The sequence below is a fragment of the Brumimicrobium salinarum genome, assembly GCF_002844555.1.
In the GTDB taxonomy this organism is placed as follows: Bacteria; Bacteroidota; Bacteroidia; order Flavobacteriales_D; family Crocinitomicaceae; genus Brumimicrobium; species Brumimicrobium salinarum.
In genome coordinates, this window is the sequence record NZ_PJNI01000048.1 from 1 (window position 1) to 1,666 (window position 1,666).

The 1,666-nt window shown below is 33.6% G+C and carries 2 protein-coding genes; both read right to left on the minus strand.

The features are described from left to right. On the minus strand, positions 1-1,265 hold a 1,265-nt coding region (locus tag CW751_RS15065; RefSeq protein WP_101335843.1), incomplete at its 3' end, for an FG-GAP repeat domain-containing protein. A gap of 43 nt (positions 1,266-1,308) precedes the next feature. Then, positions 1,309-1,666 (minus strand): T9SS type A sorting domain-containing protein (locus CW751_RS15070; protein ID WP_133122254.1); only part of this gene is annotated, 358 nt, incomplete at its 5' end.

Below are 1,666 nucleotides of genomic sequence, written 5' to 3' on the forward strand. Positions count from 1 at the left end.
GAACAATTATCTGTAGCTGTAGGAGCCTGTGGTTCATCAAGCGAACAAATTGCAGAAATTGGATTCAATGTTGGTTGGTCTAACTCAAGGTTACAAAGTTTGTATAATCTTGTAATTCTTGCAGTAACGGTTCCGCCAAAAACACTCGGCTTTTCATATAAGCCAGTTATTAAAACATCTTTATCCAAATCACCATCCACATCACCGATTGATAATGATCCATTGCTAAACGCTTCGATGGGTTGCTGAGGTGCAATTGTAAAGTTTCCTGAACCATCATTGATGAAAAAAGTTGCATGTTTATCTCCATTAGTATCTACCCCCCCAATTAATAGATCAGGGTATGAATCTCCATTAAAGTCAATAAAATCTACAGATGAATATCGTAGATTAGTGAAAAGAGTTCCTGTTATTTCAGTAAATACACCAGTTCCATCATTGAGGTATAGTTTTGTGTATATTGGTTGGATTTGATTAGGCATCGAACCTGTTATTATTAAATCTAAATCACCATCATTATCTATATCTTCAAAAGCTGCATCTCCATATCCAAAGTAGGTTAAATTGGCAGGAGTTTGTAATGAAAAGTTTCCATTTCCGTCATTGATATACAATTCACCATTGATTAATAGATCTAAACTTCCGTTACCATTGATGTCTGCAAATTCAACCACACCATTTCTTACCCCTGTAAATGGTGATCCTGTATTTTCTGTGAAATTTCCACTGCCATTATTAATGTATAATTTTGAAATACTAGTGGCATTATTATTTCTACCTGTTAGTAGCACATCTTGATCCCCATCGTTGTCAACATCAGCAAAGTTAACTGTTCCATTTTCAACAGCTTCAAAAATGGTAGTGACAACCTCTGTGAATATTCCAGTTCCGTCATTTATATAGAGCTTTGCTGTTAGCGAACCATTGTTAGCTCCTGTAATTAATATGTCAATATCCCCATCATCATCTATATCTGCTATGTCAAAAGCAGGACGGTATACACCTAAAAAAGAATTACCTGTTATTTCTGTATAATTTCCTGTCCCATCATTTCGATAAACAATAACAGTATCTGTCTGTGTTGAGTTTTCATAACTGTTTCCAGCAATTATTATGTCTAAATGTCCATCATTGTCAACATCAGCCATAACAGATTTGCCTCTTCCTATATCAACAAACGGAGAAGGATTTACTTCATTGAAGTTTTGGGTATTCGCTGTAAATGTTAAGATTGTTGCAGCGAAAAATAAGTATAAATTTTTCATCGTTTTTAAATTTTATGTTGATTAATATGTTTTTTTAAGAAAGTTACTTAACAATTAATAATCTGGCATTGACTTGCTTTGTTTCATTAGATATATTTACGACATATGCACCTTCTTCAAGGTGAGCACATGAAATTGACAACTGTTTTGAGTTTGCTGTAGTTTCTTGAAAATAAACCCTTTGTCCTAATGCTGAATAGATAGTGATTTCTAATTTTCCTAAGAATTGATCACCAATATTCAATGAGAAATTGCCTGATGAAGGATTAGGAAATATAATAACCTCTTCACTTGTTATTTCTTTTAATGATGCTAATTGAATAGATTGACATGAAGAAGTGTCTTGACATCCATTTTGAGCAATAATAACGGCATAACTACCACTTTGAGTTGGTGTGTAT